Source organism: Microbacterium sp. NRRL B-14842 (assembly GCF_050470785.1).
In genome coordinates this window covers 3,286,832-3,304,602 of sequence record NZ_JBFLUM010000001.1, presented here as the reverse complement: position 1 = coordinate 3,304,602, position 17,771 = coordinate 3,286,832, and the positions used below count along the sequence as shown (strand labels likewise).

At 70.7% G+C, this 17,771-nt stretch carries 19 protein-coding genes and 1 tRNA gene; 9 read left to right on the top strand and 11 right to left on the bottom strand.

What is annotated here, in order from left to right:
- Nucleotides 1-5: 5 nt before the first annotated feature.
- On the bottom strand, nucleotides 6-563 hold the full coding sequence (locus AB1285_RS16135; protein ID WP_232089121.1) for a MarR family winged helix-turn-helix transcriptional regulator: 558 nt from the start codon (nucleotides 561-563) through the stop codon (nucleotides 6-8).
- A 126-nt stretch (nucleotides 564-689) separates the two neighbouring features.
- On the opposite strand from AB1285_RS16135, the gene AB1285_RS16130 reads away from it, so the two are divergent.
- The gene (locus AB1285_RS16130) at nucleotides 690-1,469 is read left to right on the top strand and encodes a MarR family winged helix-turn-helix transcriptional regulator (RefSeq protein ID WP_370428274.1); all 780 of its coding nucleotides are present in this window, start codon (nucleotides 690-692) and stop codon (nucleotides 1,467-1,469) included.
- 658 nt (nucleotides 1,470-2,127) lie between these two features.
- Here the strand turns inward: AB1285_RS16130 and AB1285_RS16125 are convergent.
- A complete protein-coding gene (locus AB1285_RS16125; RefSeq protein ID WP_370428273.1) occupies nucleotides 2,128-2,775 on the bottom strand; it encodes a TetR family transcriptional regulator C-terminal domain-containing protein in 648 nt (215 codons plus the stop codon).
- Nucleotides 2,776-2,847: 72 nt separating this feature from the next.
- Between AB1285_RS16125 and AB1285_RS16120 the strand changes: the two genes are divergently transcribed.
- Entirely contained in the window at nucleotides 2,848-3,849 is a 1,002-nt protein-coding gene (locus AB1285_RS16120; RefSeq protein WP_370428272.1) for an alpha/beta hydrolase, read from the top strand.
- Here AB1285_RS16120 and AB1285_RS16115 read toward each other — a convergent pair.
- Complete coding sequence (locus AB1285_RS16115) at nucleotides 3,782-4,255, bottom strand: hypothetical protein (RefSeq protein ID WP_187662671.1); 474 nt, start codon at nucleotides 4,253-4,255, stop codon at nucleotides 3,782-3,784. The genes AB1285_RS16120 and AB1285_RS16115 overlap by 68 nt on opposite strands.
- Nucleotide 4,256: 1 nt before the next feature.
- Complete coding sequence (gene dcd, locus AB1285_RS16110; protein WP_025102697.1) at nucleotides 4,257-4,862, bottom strand: dCTP deaminase; 606 nt, start codon at nucleotides 4,860-4,862, stop codon at nucleotides 4,257-4,259.
- Between the two features lie 86 nt (nucleotides 4,863-4,948).
- On the opposite strand from dcd, the gene AB1285_RS16105 reads away from it, so the two are divergent.
- Nucleotides 4,949-5,022: transfer RNA gene (locus tag AB1285_RS16105), tRNA-Gly, on the top strand.
- A 174-nt stretch (nucleotides 5,023-5,196) separates the two neighbouring features.
- On the top strand, nucleotides 5,197-7,227 hold the full coding sequence (locus AB1285_RS16100; protein ID WP_370428271.1) for an MMPL family transporter: 2,031 nt from the start codon (nucleotides 5,197-5,199) through the stop codon (nucleotides 7,225-7,227).
- A gap of 25 nt (nucleotides 7,228-7,252) precedes the next feature.
- On the opposite strand, the gene AB1285_RS16095 is transcribed toward AB1285_RS16100, so the two are convergent.
- From AB1285_RS16095 to AB1285_RS16085, 3 genes are read right to left on the bottom strand one after another with little or no spacing between them, the layout of a single operon-like run.
- The gene (locus AB1285_RS16095; RefSeq protein WP_370428270.1) at nucleotides 7,253-7,813 is read right to left on the bottom strand and encodes a dihydrofolate reductase family protein; all 561 of its coding nucleotides are present in this window, start codon (nucleotides 7,811-7,813) and stop codon (nucleotides 7,253-7,255) included.
- On the bottom strand, nucleotides 7,810-8,424 hold the full coding sequence (locus AB1285_RS16090; protein ID WP_366237079.1) for a DUF1684 domain-containing protein: 615 nt from the start codon (nucleotides 8,422-8,424) through the stop codon (nucleotides 7,810-7,812). The genes AB1285_RS16095 and AB1285_RS16090 overlap by 4 nt, the downstream gene beginning before the upstream one ends.
- 39 nt (nucleotides 8,425-8,463) lie before the next feature.
- Nucleotides 8,464-9,273 carry a hypothetical protein gene (locus AB1285_RS16085; protein ID WP_370428269.1) on the bottom strand — a complete coding sequence of 270 codons (810 nt, stop codon included), beginning with the start codon at nucleotides 9,271-9,273 and terminating at the stop codon, nucleotides 8,464-8,466.
- A gap of 50 nt (nucleotides 9,274-9,323) precedes the next feature.
- On the opposite strand from AB1285_RS16085, the gene AB1285_RS16080 reads away from it, so the two are divergent.
- The gene (locus AB1285_RS16080) at nucleotides 9,324-10,352 is read left to right on the top strand and encodes an FUSC family protein (protein WP_370428268.1); all 1,029 of its coding nucleotides are present in this window, start codon (nucleotides 9,324-9,326) and stop codon (nucleotides 10,350-10,352) included.
- Between the two features lie 54 nt (nucleotides 10,353-10,406).
- On the opposite strand, the gene AB1285_RS16075 is transcribed toward AB1285_RS16080, so the two are convergent.
- Entirely contained in the window at nucleotides 10,407-11,060 is a 654-nt protein-coding gene (locus AB1285_RS16075) for an MIP/aquaporin family protein (RefSeq protein WP_187662677.1), read from the bottom strand.
- 171 nt (nucleotides 11,061-11,231) lie between these two features.
- On the opposite strand from AB1285_RS16075, the gene AB1285_RS16070 reads away from it, so the two are divergent.
- Together AB1285_RS16070 and AB1285_RS16065 are read left to right on the top strand one after the other, a co-directional pair.
- Nucleotides 11,232-12,587 (top strand): APC family permease, encoded by a 1,356-nt coding sequence (locus AB1285_RS16070; protein ID WP_187662678.1) that lies wholly within the window; start codon nucleotides 11,232-11,234, stop codon nucleotides 12,585-12,587.
- Nucleotides 12,574-12,783 carry a multidrug transporter gene (locus AB1285_RS16065; RefSeq protein ID WP_187662679.1) on the top strand — a complete coding sequence of 70 codons (210 nt, stop codon included), beginning with the start codon at nucleotides 12,574-12,576 and terminating at the stop codon, nucleotides 12,781-12,783. Before AB1285_RS16070 ends, AB1285_RS16065 begins: the two co-directional genes overlap by 14 nt.
- Nucleotides 12,784-12,800: 17 nt before the next feature.
- Here AB1285_RS16065 and corA read toward each other — a convergent pair whose 3' ends face one another.
- The gene (gene corA, locus AB1285_RS16060) at nucleotides 12,801-13,817 is read right to left on the bottom strand and encodes a magnesium/cobalt transporter CorA (RefSeq protein WP_187662680.1); all 1,017 of its coding nucleotides are present in this window, start codon (nucleotides 13,815-13,817) and stop codon (nucleotides 12,801-12,803) included.
- 28 nt (nucleotides 13,818-13,845) lie between these two features.
- The gene (locus tag AB1285_RS16055) at nucleotides 13,846-15,126 is read right to left on the bottom strand and encodes a serine hydrolase domain-containing protein (protein WP_370428267.1); all 1,281 of its coding nucleotides are present in this window, start codon (nucleotides 15,124-15,126) and stop codon (nucleotides 13,846-13,848) included.
- An 85-nt stretch (nucleotides 15,127-15,211) separates the two neighbouring features.
- Between AB1285_RS16055 and AB1285_RS16050 the strand changes: the two genes are divergently transcribed.
- Complete coding sequence (locus AB1285_RS16050; RefSeq protein WP_232089122.1) at nucleotides 15,212-15,526, top strand: DUF2470 domain-containing protein; 315 nt, start codon at nucleotides 15,212-15,214, stop codon at nucleotides 15,524-15,526.
- Between the two features lie 57 nt (nucleotides 15,527-15,583).
- Nucleotides 15,584-16,231 carry a heme oxygenase (biliverdin-producing) gene (locus AB1285_RS16045; protein WP_060922936.1) on the top strand — a complete coding sequence of 216 codons (648 nt, stop codon included), beginning with the start codon at nucleotides 15,584-15,586 and terminating at the stop codon, nucleotides 16,229-16,231.
- Nucleotides 16,232-16,244: 13 nt separating this feature from the next.
- Here AB1285_RS16045 and AB1285_RS16040 read toward each other — a convergent pair whose 3' ends face one another.
- Nucleotides 16,245-17,654: an ATP-dependent DNA helicase gene (locus tag AB1285_RS16040; protein WP_187662682.1), complete on the bottom strand. Its 1,410-nt coding sequence runs from the start codon at nucleotides 17,652-17,654 to the stop codon at nucleotides 16,245-16,247.
- Between the last annotated feature and the right edge of the window lie 117 nt (nucleotides 17,655-17,771).

Genomic DNA, 17,771 nt, shown 5'->3' with positions numbered 1-17,771 from the left:
GCCGGTCAGGCGCGCCAGTTGTCGGCGAGCTTGGTGAGCAGCCGCGCGAGCTCGGTGCGCTCCTCCTCGGTGAAGGACTCCAGCGCGCGGCCGAGCATCTCGCGGCGTTCCCCCCGCATCCCGCGGGCGAGCCGCCGGCCCTCCTCGGTCAACGCGATGCGGGTGCGGCGGGCGTCGTCCGGATCGGCCTCGCGCCGCACGAACCCGGCCTGCACGCCCTGCTGCACGAGCCGGGACGCCCGCGGCTGATCCACGCCGATCGCCTGCCCGAGCGCGCTCACGCTCAGGGGCTCCGGCGCGGCGGCGAGCGCCTCGAGCATGCGGAGACGGGCCGGTCCGCCGAGGCGGCCGCCGTCGGCCATCCAGGGCGGCATCCCCGGGTGACCACGATGGTGAGCGAAGTGCTCGTGCGGGTCGCCGTGAGGGCCGTGACCGTGTGCACCGTGCGGCCCGCCGTGCTCGCGACCGCCGGGTCCGGGGCGGCGTCCGCGCAGTCGGGAGAGCGCCTGCGCGATCGCTTCGGCGGCGTCGGGGGACGCGGGGTCGATCGGATCGGTGGCCATGCCCCGATTTTACATGCAGCTTGACATGCGTCTCCCATCCATGTCACACTGCATGCACATGCACACTGACATTGATATGTCGGATGACATCCGTCATCGGTGCACCACAGACCATGAAGGATCACCATGAACACCACGACAGACAACACCTCTGACAACAGCTCCCGTCCGTTCGGCTACTGGCTCAAGGCCGTGGATCGCCTGATGGCCCAGGAATTCGCCACCGCCTTCGCCGCGGAGGGCGCGACCCGTCGCGACTGGCGGTTGCTGAACGTCGTCGACGGCTCGGCGCCCTCGCGCCGCCCGCTGAACCCGCACAAGCTGCACGACCTCGTCGACCGCGGCTGGGTCGAAGCGGACGGCGACGGGTGGACACTCACCGAGGAAGGCCGCGCGGCGAAGGAACGTCTCGGCGCCGCCGTCGACAGCATCCGCGCGAAGGTCGCCGGCGCCGTCTCCGACGAGGAGATGGCGACGACCCTCGCTGCACTCGAGAAGATCGCTCGCGCCTTCGACTGGGACGAGGAGACTCCTCTCCCCCGGAAGCGGCGTCCCGGGTTCGGCTTCGGCCCCCGGCACGGATTCGGCCGCCGGCACGGGCACGGGCACGGCTTCGGACCCGGACACGGCTTCGGACCCGGGGACTTCGAGCCCCGGCACGGCTTCGGTGCCGGACACGGCTTCGGACACGGGGACTTCGAGCCCCGGCACGGCTTCGACCGTCACGATGGCGAGGAGGACGGCGGGTACCGCGGACGCGGTCACCACGACGGTCACGCACACCGCGATCACGGTCACGCGCATCGCGGCCACGGCCACGGCCACGGCCATCGGGCGCAGCGGATGGCGGAGCGCGCATTCGAGCGCGGCTTCGACGCCGGATTCCGCCACGGCCACGCCGCCTGACCGTCCCCCTCAAGCGCCTCACCCGACTCCCGGGTGAGGCGCTTTGCGCTTCGCGAAACCGGAACCGGGATCACTTCCGCACCTTCGGGCGCCCCCGCGGCACTTTCCCAATCCCCCACCCGCACCCCAGTGCGACCCGAGGTGAGGACGCGGGCGAAGCGCCCTGAGCCGAGACGGGATCAGAGTCGCGCCTCCCAAGCCGTTCCGGGGCACATTCTCGATCCCACACCTCGGCGACGCGAGCACCCACTCTCCGAACGAGATCAGAATCGCCCCTCCCGAACAGCTCAGCGGCACGTTCTCGATCCCGCCCGGTGATCCAGGCAAGCGGCGCGGAGGGAGCGGGGACGAGGCGCCCGGTGCATGCGCAAGGGCCCGAGGTGACAAGTACAGGGAAGGCACGTGCGTGGATCAGGAACGGCCCCCCCCGTCGCGCCTCGCGGCCCATTTCTCACCCCGCACGCAAGACGGCAGGGCCCCGACCGTCGAACGGGGATCAGAAACGCCCCTTCCGGCGGATCTCGGGGCCCGATTCTCATCCCGCACGCGAAGGGGGCAGACCCGGCCGTCGGACGGGAGCAGAAGGGGGCCTTCGAAGCGGGATTGCGGGGCGTTCGTGATCCCGTAGGGGGAATGGGGCCCCGGCCGCGGGATGGGGCTAGAGGGCGAGGAGAGCGAGGGCGGTGTCGGGGGCACCGGCGTCACGGAGGCGTGCGCGCATGGCGGCCACCGCGAGCCCGTACGGCTTGTCGCTCCGCAGGAGGAGCGACCGCGCGTTGGCCTGCTCATTGAGGGCGACGAGCTCGAAGGCCAGGACCTCGACGTCGGCCGCGTCGACCTCGCCCTCCGCCGCGGCAAACCGCAGCTGCGCCTCGATGTACCCGTACCAGTCGACGAGGGCTGCCTGCACGGCATCGCTCACGGGGCCGGGCTTGGAGTCGACGTCCGCCGCAGTCGCCGCGAAGAAGCAGCCGCCCGTGAAGACGCGGTCCTTCGAGTAGACCAAGGCATTGTGGAGGAGCGCGGCCAGGCGATGCGCTCCTCTCGGCTGGGCGCGGGCAGGCTCGATGATCCGCGCGACGAAGATGTTCCGAGCGGCGGCGACCGTCGCGAGCTGCAGGCCCTCCTTGCTCTGGAACAGCGTCGCGATGCTGCTCTTGCTCGACCCCGAGGCCGCGGCGAGGCGCCCGATCGTCACGCCGTCCAACCCCTCGACGGAGGCGAGGTCGGTCGCACTCTCCAGCACGATGCGGCGGGAGGCATCGCCCCGCGCCCGCCGACCGTCCTGCATCACCGTGTCCGTCATAGCCCTAGTATACGAACGATCGTTCGCCTACTATACGGATGATCGTTCGTATAGTTCGGTGAAGGAGCCCCCATGCCGTCCGCGTCCACCCTCCTCGTCCGCACCCTCCCCGCTGTGGGACGTGTCACTCCCCGCCTCGCCGGCGACCTCGCATACCGGCTGTTCTTCTCCACCCGCCCGCGGATGGCCGTGCGTGCCGCCGACGCCGCGACCCATGAGGCCGCCCGCCGCGGGAGCATCCTCGTGCGCGACATCCCCGTCACGACCTACACGTGGGGCGGGGGTCCGCCCACCGTGCTGCTTCTGCACGGCTGGCGTGGCCGCGCCTCGCAGTTCGCGCCACTCGTGCGGGAGCTCGTCGCTGAGGGGCTCCGGGTCGTCGCCTTCGACGCTCCGGCCCACGGCTCCTCCGGCGGGCGGAGGACCGACATCCGCGACTGGGTCGAGGCCGCGCAGGAGCTGGAACACACCCACGGCCCCTTCTCCGCCCTCATCGGCCACTCCTTCGGGGGTCTCGCGGCACTGACCGTCGCCCGGACGTCCGGCCCGGTCCCCGCCGTCGCCGTCGTCGCCGGTGCCGCGGCTCCCGAGGCTTTCCTCGCCCAGTTCGCGCACGACCTCCGCCTCGACCCCGCCACCGCGGAACGGCTCCGCACCCGCTTCCACCGCCGACTCGGCCTCGATTCCGCCTCCGCCGCCGAGCGATACGATGCGGCCGCGGATCCTCTGCCCGCCGACACCGCGCTGCTCCTCGTGCACGATCGGGGCGACCGCCGGATGACCGACCAGGACACCCTCAGGCTGCACGCCGCCCACCGCGGCCGCTCCCGCCTCGTCCGCACCGTGGGTCTCGGCCATACGAAAGTGCTGTCGGCGGACCCGACCCTCGATGCGGTGGTCGCCCTCGTGACCGGAGGGCTCGACGCCGTCGATGCACTCGGCACCGCGACGGGACGGGCAGCCACCGACGCCGCAGCGGCAGACCGGGCCGCCGCCCTCCGCAGCGCTACACCCGAATCGGCAGGAAGCCCGCGTCCGGGCCGGCCGCCGCGAACGGCAGCCCGACAGTGGTGATCAGCACCACGAGCGTCACCACGGCCGCCGCGAGCAGCAGGAACAGCACGACGAAGACCACGACGGCGAGCACCCGGTAGCTCCCGGTGTCGGCGACCTCCGGCGCGATCGATCGCTGCGCCCAGTCGTCGGCGGCCGCCGCGGGCTGCTCACCCTGGAGGATCGCGGGCGTCGGACGGGATCGTTCCGAGCGACGGGTCGGGGCCGGAAGCACATCGTCTGCAGCGTCCGGCGTCGCCAGCAGCCCCTCCGGAATCGGCGTCTCCGGTGGCGGGGGCGGGATCACGTCATCGGCGGACGGGATCACCGCATCGGCGGGAGCGATCTCCGGTCCCGCCGCGTCCGGCGGCACTGCCTCGTACGGCGCCCCAGGCTCGTCGGGGGTGGTCCCGCTCGCGTCGCTCATGTCAGCCTCCGACGGCTCCGATGTCGGTCACACCCACGTCCGTGCGGTGGAAGTTCTGGAAGGAGCGGGACGCCGTCGGTCCGCGCTGGCCCTGGTAGCGGTTGCCGTAGGGACCGGAGCCGTACGGGTTCTCCGCCGGCGACGTGAGCCGGAAGAAGCAGAGCTGCCCGATCTTCATGCCGGGCCACAGCTTGATCGGCAGCGTCGCCACGTTCGCGAGCTCCAGGGTCACGTGCCCGGAGAAACCCGGGTCGATGAAGCCGGCGGTCGAGTGGGTGATGAGCCCGAGGCGACCGAGCGACGACTTCCCTTCCAGCCGCGCGGCGATGTCGTCCGGCAGGGTGACCTGCTCGAACGTGGCCCCCAGCGCGAACTCGCCGGGGTGCAGGATGAAGGGCTCGTCCGGGTCGACCTCGATCAGCCGTGTGAGCTCGGGCTGATCGACCGAGGGATCGATGAACGGGTACTTGTGATTGTCGAAGAGGCGGAAGTAGCGGTCCAGCCGCACATCGATGCTCGACGGCTGGATCATCTCCGGCGCATGCGGTTCCAGGCCGACGCGGCCGGAGGCGAGTTCTGCTCTGATATCGCGATCGCTGAGAAGCACGGCACAAGCCTAGTCACGAGCGACCCGCGCTTTGGCCATCCGGCCCGCGACAGGTAGGCTTGCTCCACCTGCTCTCGGGCGGGTGCGGGGCTGTAGTTCAATGGTAGAACTTCTGCTTCCCAAGCAGACAGCGCGGGTTCGATTCCCGTCAGCCCCTCCACATCTCTGATCCTCGCCTCGACGCGACCGGTTCGGCGTCCCCCTCGCTGACCGGCCGGCATCCATCGAAAGAGGGAGACTTCCCTCCATCGTCTTGACGATGTCGCCGCACGACGCTCCTGGTGGAGTGACAGGTATGGCACATTCTCGCGCTCTTCGGCGCTTTCCCGAGTGGATGACCTCCCGTGGCGGCGCATGGATCATGCTCGGCGTGGTCCTCCTGATCATGACGGCTCTCTTCGGCCTGTTCGGGTCGGCGAAGGCCCCGGCCGGCAACGAGCAGGCCCCCGCGGGATCGGAGTCGGCGCGAGCGAGCGCCCTGCTGGCCGAGTTCCCGAACGCGGATCGCCAGTCCGTGATCGTGGTCGCGTCGCGCAACGACGGCGCGACGCTCTCGGCACAGGACGTCGACGCCCTCGAAAGTCTCCTCCCGGTGCTCGGCACGCACGCGGACGCGGATCCGACCGGGCCTCTCGTGAGCGAGGACGAGAAGGCCGCAGTTCTGGTGACGCCGATCGCGGTCGGTCAGACGAGCACCGACACCGCCGCCGTGATCTCGGCGCTCCGCGCCGACATCGACGAGCACGCCCCGGATGGGATGACCCTGCTCGTGACCGGGGGCCCGGCGTTCGGCGCCGATATCGCCGCCTCCTTCGAAGGGGCCGACTTCACCCTGCTGCTCGTGACCATCCTGATCGTCGCGGTACTCCTCATCGTCACGTACCGGTCACCGGTGCTGTGGCTGCTGCCGCTCGCCGCCGTCGGCCTGGCCGACGGACTCGCCGGCCGCCTGACCGCGGCTGCCGGTTCCGCGTGGGACCTGCAGTTCGACGCCGGGATCATCAGCGTCCTCGTCTTCGGCGCCGGGACCAACTACGCCCTCCTCCTGATCTCGAGGTACCGGGAAGAGCTCGCCACCACCACAAGCCATCGCCGGGCGCTCAGCACCGCGTGGCGGCGGACCGCTCCGGCGATCCTCGCCTCGAACCTCACCGTCGTCCTCGCACTCTTGACGCTCGTCCTCGCGGTGATCCCCGGCACGCACGGGCTCGGCGTCTCCTCCGCGATCGGCCTGCTGGTCGCCCTGGCGTCCGTCCTCTTCCTGCTGCCTCCCCTGCTGGCGGTGTGCGGACGGAACGTGTTCTGGCCGTTCGTCCCTCGTCCCGGAGCTGCCGCACGGCGCGGCGGGGTGTGGCGGACGATCGCGACGCGCGTCGTGAGCCGGCCGGTCGGGAGCCTCCTCGGGGGTGCGGCCCTGCTGGCCGTGATGACGGTCGGCCTCGTCGGGACGACCGTCGGGCTCGACCAGGTCGACAAGTTCCGGGTCCCGTCCGAGTCCGCGACGGGTCTCGAGGTGCTCTCGAACCACTTCCCGGCGGGAGAGGCGCAGCCGATCCTCATCGTCACGGACAGCGGCGAAGCCGAAGCCGTCCTCACTGCGGCGCGCGACGTGGAGGGCATCGTCCGCGCCACTCCTGTCGGGAGGACGGATGATGAGAGGCTCACGAAGATCCTGGTGACCAGCGAGTATGCGCCCAGCACCGAGGAGAGCCTCGCCCAGATCACCGGACTCCGCGATGCCGTGCACGCTGTCCCGGGGGCCGGGGCGGTCGTCGGCGGTGCGGTGGCGACGGATCTCGACGCCCGTGCCGGGAACCTCGCGGACCTCGGCGTCGTGGTGCCTCTCGTCCTGGCGGTGAGCTTCCTGGTGCTCGTGTTCCTGCTGCGGTCGTTCGTCGCCCCGCTGCTGCTGCTCGCCGTCAATGTGGCGAGCGCCGTAGCCGCCATCGGCGCCGGGGCCTGGCTCAGTCGCGTGCTGTTCGGACAGCACGCGCTCGATCTCCCGGTGCCGCTGCTGGCCTTCCTGTTCCTGGTCGCCCTCGGCATCGACTACACGATCTTCCTCGTCCACCGTGCGCGGACCGAAGCGGCGCTGCGGGGCACGCGGGTGGGCATGGTGGAAGCGGTCGCCCACACCGGCGGCGTCATCACGAGCGCCGGCATCGTCCTCGCCGCCGTGTTCGCAGGGCTCGGCGTCCTGCCACTGGTGACCCTCGGACAGCTCGGGCTGATCGTCGGCGTGGGCGTGATCGTCGACACCCTGGTGGTCAGGACCGTGATCGTCCCGGCACTCTTCGCGCTCGTCGGCGACCGCATCTGGTGGCCGGGGCGACCTGCCTCCGGACGCGTCGCTGACGCGAGGTGATCACGGTGGAGACCGGTGCACCCGCTCAGGCCACCGGACGATACCGCTGCATGACGGCACCGGAGCGGAACTCCCGCCGCTCCACGAGTTCGAGCCGAAGACACTCGTGCACGCCGTCGAGCAGCCGAGGGCCGTGCCCCGCGACGACCGGATGCACCACGAACACGTACTCGTCGATCAACCCGAGGTCCGCGAGTTTCGCGGGCAGGGTCACTCCACCGACCGACAGGCCCGCCCCCGGCTCATCCTTCAGCTGCCGCACCGCCTCCGAGAGATCGCCGCGCACGAGGTCCGCGTTCCAGTCGACGGCATCGAGCGTCGCCGAGACCACGTGCTTCGGCATGCCATCGATGACCTCGGCGAAGGGTGTCTCCCACTCCTCCATCCAGTCCGGCCAGACCCCGGATTCCGGACGGCGCCACGCGGCCCGCATCATGTCGTACGTCACCCGTCCGTAGAGCAGGGCGTCGGCGCGCTCCAGCTCCGAGGTCCAGAAGCGCATCGACTCCTCATCCGGCGGGAGCCCCGCCTCGTGATGGCAGCAGCCGTCGAGTGTCACGTTGATCGCGTACCGCAGCGGCCTCATCGGAGCTCTCCGACCGGGATCGGCACCGTCAGCACGTTGCCGGGTGGCGCCAGCGGGCACGCCCACGCCGGGTCGTAGGCGCACGACGGGTTGTACGCGAAATTGAAGTCGAGCACGATCGTGCCGCGGCGTGGGTCGGCCCCGAGGTCGGCACCCTTGATCGTGTCGATGAGGTAGCGCCCGCCGCCGTACGTCCCCCCGCTCTGCCCGGCGGAGGCATCCCGCACCGGCACGAACAGACCGCCGCCGTAGGAGGCGAGCCGCCACACGTCGAGAGACCCGACGTCAGGGATCTCCACGACGCCGACGCGCTCGAACGGCACGACGCCATCCGTCCCCGTCGCGAACTCGAACGTGGCCGGATCCGTGTCGAGGATCGGGAGCTCGAACCGCCAGGAAGGGTCGTACGAGGCGATCGGCAGCCCCTCGAACAGCGCCCTGTCCTGCGAGAGGAGGGGCGTCGCCGGGTGCCGCAGCAGCAGCTCGTCGCGCTCGATCCGCCACAGCTCGTGCGCCTCCTCCGGGGAGTCGGCCCGCCGCACCGCTTCGTACAGGGCGAACACCCGCCGCCGCCAGTCGACGACCTCGACAGCCGTCTGCGCATTCGTCATGCGCCCACGGTACGCCGGACGACGGACGCCCGGAATGCCTCAGCTCCGGTCGATCATCTCCGTGTACCCGTCCTCGTACGTCGGGTACGCGAGGTCCCCGAGAACCGAACGCAAGAGCGTGCCGTCGTAGACGAAGCCGCTCGGCGCACTGCCGTCGTCGGGCGGTACCGGCAGACCGAGGCGGTCGGCGAGGAAGGTCATGACGTCTCCCAGAGGAGCGGGCGCCCGGTCGACGGCGTGCACGAGCGCCGGGGGCTCCGGCGTCCGCAGCAGCAGGTCGAGAGCGCGCACCAGGTCGGTCTCGTGGATCCGGTTCGTGCGGCGACGGTGGGCCACCGGAGCCCCCTCCCTGACCTTCCGGAGGAGGAACTCACGCCCGGGACCGTAGATGCCCGCGGGGCGCACGACCACCGCGTCGAAGAGCTCGACGGCCGCGCGCTCTCCGTCGCGCAGACCGCGGCCGCGATCCGTGGTGGGCACCGGCTCGACCCGCTCGGTCACCGGCTCGGCGCCACCGGCGCCGTCGAACACCCCGGTCGACGAGACGAAGAGCGTCCGCGCGGGCGGGGACGGCAACGCCGCCGCGAGGTGCGAGAGCGCCGTGCGGTACGACGACACGTCCGGCCCGGGTGGCAGCGTCACCACCATCGCGTCGACCTCGGGCAGCGGACCCGTGAGCGGGGCGGCGAGGTCGGCGGTGAGCGCCTGCACACCGTCCGGGACCGCTCCGACACTGCGGCGGAGGGCCACGACGGCGCCTCCGTCCGCGAGGAGCAGCGGGGCGAGCCGGGCGCCGAGTTTCCCGAAGCCGACGAGGAGGGTGCGGCGCGGCGGAGACGGAGTGGTCATCTCCTCCACCCTCGCACATCGGTGCCGGGTGACGGACGTAGGCTTGATCGGTGACGGAATCGCAGGGACGGGTGTGGACGGGGGTCCTCCGCGTCGGCCCGCACCGCGGCGATCACCGGGTGGCCCTGCGCGCCGCGGTGAGCGTCGCCGTGCCACTGGTCGTCCTGTGGGCGGTCGGCCGGCTCGACCTCAGCATCTATGCGAGCTTCGGCGCCTTCGCCGCGCTCTACGGTCGGCACGACGTCTTCCGCGACCGGATCCGCATGCAGGCGAGTGCCGGAGGCGTACTGCTCCTCGCGATGCTGATCGGCACGGCGCTGTCGGTCCTCGCCGCCCCCGCCGTGCTGAGCATCGTCGTCGTCGCACTCGTCGCTGCGGCCGTGACGCTCCTCGCCTACGTCCTGCAGTGGCACCCGCCCGGTCCACTGTTCACGGTCTTCGCGACCGGCGCGTGCGCGACCATCCCTGCCACCGGCGCCTCCTTCGGCGCGGTCCTGCTCGTCGGCGGGGCGAGCGTGCTCTTCGGCCTCGCGCTCACCGCCCTCGTCGCCGTGGTCACCCGGAGCACGGCGGAGGCGCCGCCGCGACGGCGCCCGTCCGTGGGCCCGGTCGCCGCCGAGATGGCCGCCTCGGTCGCCGTCGCGATCGTCGGTGCCGGAGTCGTGGGCCTGCTCCTCGGCGGCACTCACTGGTACTGGGCGGCGGTCGGCGCGGTGGCGGCGGTCAGCGGCGCGCAGCTCAACGCCCGCGTGATCCGCGGCATCCAGCGCCTCGTCGGCACGCTGCTCGGCGTGCTGGTGGCCGCCGGGATCCTCGCTCTCGACATGCCGCCTCTCGCCGTGATCGCCGTCGTCGTGGTCCTGCAGGGGACGGCGGAACTGTTCATCGGCCGCAACTACGGCATCGCGATGGTGTTCGTCACCCCGCTGGCCCTCCTGATGGTGCACCTGGCCGCACCCACACCGGTCGCCGACCTTTTGACCGATCGCGTCCTGGAGACGATCATCGGCGTCCTCGTCGGCACGATCGTCGCCGTCGCGTCGGCCGCGCTGCGCCGGCGGGGTCGGCGCCGCCCCTGACGACACGACGAAGCGCCGCACCCTGGACGGATGCGGCGCTCAGGTCGATCGTGTCTACTCGGCGTCCGCAGCGATCTTCCGTGCGTCGTCGGCGTTGAGCACCCGGAACAGCAGCGCCGCGATGATCGCACCGGCCGCGGGAGCCACGATGTAGAGCCAGAGGGAGCTCCACGCGAAGTGCCCGCTGACCGAGAGGCCGAGCGCCACCGCCGGGTTGAACCCGCCACCCGAGATGGAGCCGACCGTCGCCGCACCGACGAAGACGGTCGCACCGATCGCGAGCCCGTAGAACGAGTTGCCCGCGGTGTCCTTCGAGGTGGCGGAGTTCAGCACGACCCAGACGAGGATCAGGGTGAACAGCGCCTCGACGAGGAACGCCGGGCCGACCTCGATGACCATCGCCTTCTCCCCCGCCGGCCAGACGGCGAGAGCCACGAGAGCGGCGAGCGCCCCGCCGGCGAACTGCGCGACGAGGTAGGAGACGAAGTCGGCGACGCTGAGCCCGCCGCGCAGGAACACGCCCAGCGAGACCGCCGGGTTGAGGTGGGCGCCGGAGATGTGGCCCGTGGAGTACACGAGCACCATCAACGTGAAGCCGATCGCGAGCGGGGTGAGCGGGCTTCCGCTGTTCACCGCGGCGATGATGGCGAGGACGAAGAGGAACGTGGCGATCGCTTCTGCGAGCGCCTTACGAGGTGTACCGATCATGAGAGTGTCCTTCTGTGGGATCGCAGGCGGCCCCCCGTCTCCCCGGAACCGTCCGGGCGACGACCCGCCTTGCGGCACTGAGGATAGCGCGCGGTCGTCCTGTGCTGGCTCATTGGCGGCGGGACTGTCAAGCCCGTCGCCCCGCCGGCTTCCGGGCCGTACCGTGCAAGGATGACCGCCCAGACCGAGCCGCGCGCCGAGACACCCACCCGGCTGCGCCGCGCCATCACCGGCCCCCTCCTGTTCGCGTTCATCCTCGGTGACGTCCTGGGCGCGGGGATCTATGCGCTCATGGGCGTGCTGTCGGAGGACGTGGGCGGTCTGCTCTGGGCACCGCTCGTCCTCGCCCTCCTTCTCGCCATGCTCACCGCCGGGTCGTATGCGGAACTCGTCACCAAGTATCCGCGCGCCGGCGGCGCCGCGGTCTTCGCCGAGCGCGCGTTCCACAGCCCGCTGGTCTCCTTCCTCGTCGGCTTCAGCATGCTCGCGGCGGGTGTGACCAGCGCGGCCGGTCTCGCCATCGCCTTCGCCGGCGACTACCTCAGCACCTTCATCGACCTGCCGACCATCCCGGTCGCGATCGTCTTCCTCGCGATCGTCGGCCTGCTCAACGCCCGCGGCATCCGCGAGTCGATGGGCGCGAACCTCGTGATGACGGCGATCGAGCTCAGCGGCCTCGTCATCGTGATCGTCGTCGTGGCGGTGTTCGTCGGCGGCGGGGGCGGCGACCTGTCCCGGGCGACGCAGGTGCCGGAGGGGGCGAACGTCGCGCTGGCGGTGCTCTCCGGCGCGGTGATCGCGTACTACTCCTTCGTCGGCTTCGAGACCTCCGCCAACATGATCGAAGAGGTCAAGGACCCGCGGCGGACCTATCCCCGCGCGCTGTTCGGAGCACTCCTCACCGCGGGCGTCGTGTACGTGCTCGTCGGTATCGCCAGCGCCGTCGCCCTGCCGGCGTCCGAGCTGCAGGAGTCCAGCGGTCCGCTGCTCGCGGTCGTCGAGGCCACCGGGGTCAGCGTCCCGTCCTGGCTGTTCAGCCTCATCGCCCTCATCGCGGTCGCCAACGGTGCGCTGCTCACGATGATCATGGTCAGCCGCCTCACCTACGGCATGGCGGAGCAGAACCTCCTGCCGTCGGTGCTCGGGCGCGTCCTGCCGAAGCGGAAGACCCCGTGGGTCGCGATCCTGACCACGACGCTCGTGGCGATGGGCCTCACGCTGGTCGGAGACCTCGCGACCCTCGCCGAGACCGTCGTGCTGCTGCTGCTCGTCGTCTTCCTGAGCGTGAACATCTCGGTGCTGGTCCTGCGCCGCGACAAGGTCGAGCACGACCACTTCCGCGTGTGGACGTTCGTCCCGGTGCTGGGCATCGCGTCCTGCATCCTGCTGCTCACCCAGCAGCGTCCGCAGGTGTGGCTGTTCGGCGCCATCCTCCTCGCCGTCGGCGGGGTGCTCTACGCTGTCGCCCGATGGACCCGCAATCGATCGAAGACCGCCGACACGAAGGAGAGCCATGAGCACGCCTGACAACACCGCTGACGAGACGTTCGAGGAGAACCGTCACGACCAGCTGACCTCCGCTCCCGATGCCACGGAGGCCGACGCCGCGCCGCGAGTGGACGTCTCGGAGCACGACGGCAACACGCGCATCGACATCCGGGATGACGCGGAGGTGCGCCCGGGCCCCGGTCCTGGCATGCCGGAGGCCGACGGCGAGGACTGATCCGGTGTCGTCGGGCGCTACAGCCAGCCCTTGCGCTTGAACGCCGCGTAGAGCCCGACGCCCATCGCCACCATGAGCAGCACCGCCATGGGGTACCCGAGTGCCCAGTGCAGCTCCGGCATGTGGTCGAAGTTCATGCCGTAGACGGTGCCGACGAGCGTCGGAGCGAAGAGGATCGCCGCCCAGCCGGAGATCTTCTTCACCTCATCGTTCTGGCGGATGCTGAGTTCCGTCATCCGTCGCATCTCGTCGTTCTGGCGTCGCGCGACGATGGTCGACTCGACCGTGAGGGCGTTGTCGAGGACGGAGCGGAAGGTCGTCGCCTTGTCGCTCACGCGCAGGGTGTGGTCGAGGACGTCCCGCAGGTACCGCTGGAGCTCCTCGCTCACGCGGTACTTCTCGGATCCGCGGAGCAGCGCCTCGAGCATGCCGGTCAGCGGCTGCGTCGCCCGCTGGAAGTCGATCACCTCGCGACCGAGGTCGTAGATCCGCTGGGTCGCGTCCGCGTCCTCCTCGAAGAGCTGACCCTCGATCTCGTCGATGTCGTTCTCGAGTCCGGCGAGGACCGGGGAGTACTCGTCGACGACCTCGTCGAGGATCGCGTAGAGCACCGCCTCAGGGCCGTGGGCGAGCAGAGCGGGATCGGCCTCGAGCCGGCGACGCACGCGGCCGAGGTCCGGCGACTCCGCATGACGGATCGTCACGACGAAGTCGGGTCCTACCAGCACGTGCACCTCGCCGAACTCGACCTCCTCGCGCTCGTCGAGATAGCGGGCGGGGCGGAGGACCATGAACAGCACGTCGCCGTACCGCTCCAGCTTGGCGCGCTGGTGACCGGAGAGCGCGTCCTCCACGACCAGCTCGTGGATGCCGAACTCGTCAGCCACGGCGCGGATCTCCTCGGGGCTCGGCCGATACAGACCGATCCACCCCATGCCCCGTCGTTCGCGGATCCGCTCGAACGTGTCGTTCAGGCTCTGCGGGTTCTCGGTGCGCACGCCATCGACGTAGACGGCGTTGTCGACGATCGCCATGCGGACCTCCTGCTCATCGAAGACGCGCTCAGCCGGCCGGAGGGACGCACGCGAGCGCGGCGTTCGCGATGGCCGTGTGATACTGCTCGGCCGTATAGGGGAGACCGAACTCCGGAGCCGTCTCCCCGGCCGCCGCGGGTGCCTTGGAGGCGATCGCCGCGAGCTCCCAGGAGAGCTGCTGGGCGAAGCGCGCACCGCCCGTGGAGTCGTTCAGCACCACGGCCACCGTGAAGCCGGTCGTCGGGTCGGAGTACGCCGCCGTCGCGTAGCCGGGAGTCCAGCCGTGCTGACCGATCATGGAGCCGACGATGTAGGCGCCACCGGTCGCCTGGTACCACGATGGTGCCTTGTCGTACGCGGGGAGCGGCGACGCGAAGCGGTCCGGCTCGTCCTTCGTGCGCAGCACCTGCTTGGCCTCGGCCTGCATGTACCGCCCGAGGTCGGTGATCGTCGACACCACACCCGAATCGGTGAAGCCGGTGCTGGAGGACATCGTCGTGATGTCGACGGGCGCGGCGCAGGTGAAACCGCCCTCGACGGCTCCCATGTAGTGTCCGCCGAGCGACGCCCCCTCCGACGGCGGTGCGGCAGCGGGCGACGGCAGCGAGGTGTCGGCGAGCTCCAGCGGCTCGGTGACGTACTCGGCGATCAGTTCGCGCGCGCTCATCCCCGAGGCGCGCTCCAACGCGAGGCCGAGGAGAAGGTATCCGGCGTCGGAGTCGCGGAACGTGGTCTGCGGAGCGACGCGCGCGCGGCCGAGACCGTAACCCGCGAGCTCGAGGGGCGCCCAGACCCGCTCCGGGGTGTTCAGCCACGCGCTCTTGACCGTCGCCTCGGACGAACCGGCGCCACTGGTTCCGTTGCACAGATCGAGGAGAGTGACATCGGCCATGTCGGCGACGCCCGAGACGTACTCCGGCACCTTCGCGTCGAGCTCCACGGTGCCCTCGTCGGCGAGCGCGTAGAGGACGTCGCAGGTCATCAACCGGGTGATGTCGGCGATGCGGAACGACATGTCGGTGGAGAGCTCGCCGCCGTCCGCCTTGTCCTGCGTGCCCGTGGCGGCGACCCAGGTACCGCTCCACGGCACCCAGACCCCGACGATCGCCCCGCTGGCCCCGGAGGCCGCGAGCGCGTTGTCGACCGCGCCCTGCAGCGCCGCGACCGTGTCGTCGGGAAGCGTGGCGTCGACCTGCGGGGGTGGCGTATAGCTGAAGGAGCCCTCGGAGGAGCATCCGGTGAGGACGAGACCGAGAACGGCCGCCGTGGCCGCTGCGGCGCGCCACCGGCGCGACGAGAGAAGCTGCATGTGTGGGAACCCCCGAAGACGTGTCCCCTGAGTCTAGAACGCGGATGCTGAAAGTCGGCCCCGCGTGGCGTCGTAGGGTGTCCCTGTGCCCCATGATTTCGATGCCGACGTGATCGCCGCCGTCCTCCGCCACATGAACGGCGACCACACGGACGACAACCTCCTCATCGCCCGCGCCTTCGCCGAACCGTCCGCGGAGGCGATCGACGGGGCGGTGATGACCGGCTTCGACGGGCAGGTCGGGGTCTGGGAGATCTCCCGCGGTGGCTCGACGTCGGAGCTCCGCGTCCCGTGGCCCGGCGGTCCGATCACCGAGCGCCGAGAGGTGCGCCGCGAGGTCGTGGCCCTGTACGACGCGGCCTGCGCGCGCCTGGGCATCGAACCGCGTCCGCACGACTGAGTCGTCCCGCACAGTTCGGGCTTCCGCCCAAGGTTAGGCTGCCCTTACACTGAAGCCATGCCCGAGATCCTGTCCTTCTCCGCCGCCCTCCGCGAGCGCTCCTCCGGCTCGCACTCCCGCAGCGAGACCGCCGGCTTCATGTCCGATCTGCTCAAGGGCGAAGGATCGCGCGAGGACTACATCGCCCTGGTCGCGCAGCACTACTTCATCTACGACGCCCTCGAAGGCGCGGGAGAGCGGATGCGTCAGGACCCGGTGGCCTCCGTGTTCCTCAGCGACAAGCTCACGCGCCTCCCCGCGCTCGAAGCCGATCTCGCCTTCCTCCTCGGCCCCGAGTGGCGCGAGCGGATCGCACCCCTGCCCACCACGCAGCGCTACGTCGACCGCATCCGTCAGGTGGGCGCGACGTGGGCGGGCGGGTTCGTGGCGCACCACTACACCCGGTACCTCGGCGATCTCTCCGGCGGCATCTTCATCGGGCGGGTGATGGCGCGGCGCTTCGGCTTCGAGACCAACGGCATCGGCTTCTACCTGTTCGACGACATCGCCGACCCCTCCGCCTTCAAGGACGTCTATCGCGAACAGCTCGACGCCGCTCCGTGGGACGAGGCGGAGCGCGAGCGCGTCATCGACGAGGTGCTGCTGGCGTACCGCTTCAACACCGAGCTCTTCGAAGACCTGGACCGCGCCCGCGCCGCCGCCTGACCCGGCAGCGACCTCAGGTCCTCGGCAGCTCCGGCGTCGAGGCCGCCAGCCACGCATCGCGCATGAACCGGCGCACGTCCTCATCCACGCGGATGTCGCTCGGCCGCAGCGGACGGGAGAGGTACAGCCCGTCGAGCGACGTGAGCCGGCTCAGCGCGACGTAGGTCTGCCCCGGCGCGAAGGCCCCGGAGCCCAGGTCGATCACGGCGCGGTCGTAGGTCTTGCCCTGGGACTTGTGGATCGTCACGGCCCACGCGAGCCGCAGCGGGAACTGCGTGAACTCGGCGACGACGTCCCGGGAGAGCTTCTTCGTGTTGGGGTCGTAGGCGTACCGGAACCGCTCCCAGACGGCCGGCTCGACGTCGACCTCCTCGCCGTCGATCTCCACCCGCACGGTCCCGCCGAGGATGCGGGTCACCGTCCCGATGGTGCCGTTGACCCAGCGCGGCGGCTCTCCGGTCATCGCGGTGTCGTTGCGCAGGAACATCACCTGCGCCCCCACCTTGAGCTTGAGCTCGGATTCGGCGGGGAGAGAGGCCTCGCCGCGGCCGAAGTCGCCGTTGACCTCCGCCCGCGCGGTCTGCTCCTTGCCGGGCAGCGCGGCGAGATGCCGGCTGTTGATGCTGTTCACGATGTCGTTGCGGGTGGCGAGGGTGATCATCGGCACCTCGCCGGGCTCGGGCTCCGGCGGGGTGCGCGCGCCCTGAGCGTTGAGGATCCCGGCGATCTCCGCCGTCACCCGTCCATAGCGGACGGCGTTGAGCATGGACTTGAAGCCGTCGTCCGACTGGCGGTGGATCTGCACGAGCTCCCGCACGTGCAGCTCCGCCCGGGCGTCGACCTCGAACAACGCCCCCTGGGTCTCTTGAGTCCCTGAGCCTGTCGAAGAGCCTGTCGAAGGGCCCGCCCACACCTTCGCGTCGAAGAACCAGAACGACCGGTAGTGATCCTTCACGTACCGAGCCTCATCGCCCCGGGGCGGGACCGGAGCGAGCTGATAGGGGTCGCCGAACATGACGACCTGCACACCGCCGAAGGGCTCTCCCCGCCGACCTCTCGCCTGCCGGAGCGACCGATCGATGGCGTCCATGAGGTCGGCGTTGACCATGGAGATCTCATCGATGACGAGGGTCTCGATCGCGTTGAGGATGCGTCGGGTCGCATCGTTCTGATCGATGTCGCCGTCCCCGATGAGGCCGATCGGGAGGCGGAACAGGGAGTGGATCGTCTGCCCCTCCACGTTCAACGCTGCGACGCCCGTGGGAGCGCAGATCGCGATCTGCTTCTTCGTGTTCCAGGCGAAGTGCTGCAGCAGCGTGGACTTCCCGGTGCCGGCGCGTCCCGTGATGAACACATGCTCGCTGGTGTCCTCGATGAGCCGGAACAGCTCCTGCTGCTCCTCGGACAGGGCGGGAAGGGACACGGTTCTCACAGGGCTGACGGGGCGGACACGGGGCGCTCCCCCATGCTACGTGCCCCGTCCGGGACGGGGCCGCCGACGCTCGGCGTCCCCCCAGGACGCCCTCCTAGACTGACCGGC